General features: G+C 60.9%; 1 protein-coding gene and 1 pseudogene. Both read left to right on the forward strand.

Annotated elements, in window-relative coordinates; genetic code table 11:
* A partial coding sequence (locus MKK67_RS29420; RefSeq protein ID WP_279601379.1) for a flagellin occupies positions 1-262 on the forward strand: 262 nt, incomplete at its 5' end.
* Between the two features lie 504 nt (positions 263-766).
* A pseudogene (locus tag MKK67_RS29425) lies at positions 767-1,084 on the forward strand (flagellar protein); the annotation flags it as partial.

A 1,084-nucleotide genomic window follows, 5' to 3' on the forward strand; every position in this document is an offset into this window, starting at 1 on the left:
GGGCAAGTTGACGACCGCCTCCAGCCAGCTGCGCACCGATGCTTCGACCTTCGGTTCGAACCTGTCTGTGGTGCAGAACCGCCAGGACTTCAGCAAGAACCTGATCAACGTGCTCGACACGGGCGCGTCGAACCTGACGGCTGCGGACCTGAACCAGGAGGCTGCGAACTCGCAGGCCCTGTCGACCCGTCAATCGCTGGGCATCTCGGCCCTGTCGCTGGCGAACCAGGCCCAGCAGGGCATCCTGCAGCTGCTGCGCTAAGCATCAGCCGCATCGACGTCGGAACGGCCGGGGCCACGCCCCGGCCGTTTCCGTTTGCGCCGTCTCCATTCGGATCCCTTGGATCCGGTATCATCCCGGGGCGATCGACCTGGAGCCGGTCCATCCCGTCCGCGTCTCTCGCGCGAATGGGGAGCCGAACCCGTCCACGGCGTTCAACCGGGACTCGCAGAGGCGTCCCAGGCCCCGATTACTTAAGGCCGGAAAGAAGATGACCAAGCGTAGAACGACGCGCCGATGCGTTTTCATCAAACAATCGATCAGATCATTGAAGCCATGATGTGAGACGATGGGCTTGAATAATAATGTTGTCTGCCATCCGATATGTCAGGCGAGAAATCGTTTTTAAATTCGTTGCCCATTGTCCATTAACGATTTTTGCGAAATATGTCTGGGCAGAAACAAAATTAATATCTCCGCAAGTTGCCGGACGATACGGGGATGAGCCGCCAATAAGACGGCCCATCGATCAAAAGGATCGACCTCATGTCCTCCAGCGTTACGCTTACCGCCGCCACTCGCCAGAACCTGCTCTCCCTGCAGGACACGGCTTCGCTGACCGCGACCACCCAGAACCGGCTCTCCACCGGCCTGAAGGTCCCCTCGGCCCTCGCCACCCCGGTGAGCTTCTTCACCTCGCAGTCCCTCAGCAAGCGCTCGGGCGATCTCGGCACCTTGCCCGCCGGTATCTCCACCGGGATCAAGTCGACCCAGGCCGCCAACAAGGCCATCCCCCCGATCCAGAACTTGCCCAATCAGGCAAAGTCGGCGCCAACCCAGCCCTGTCCACCCCCGACACCCACC

The sequence above is a fragment of the Methylobacterium sp. J-072 genome (assembly GCF_022829425.1).
Lineage (GTDB): Bacteria > Pseudomonadota > Alphaproteobacteria > Rhizobiales > Beijerinckiaceae > Methylobacterium.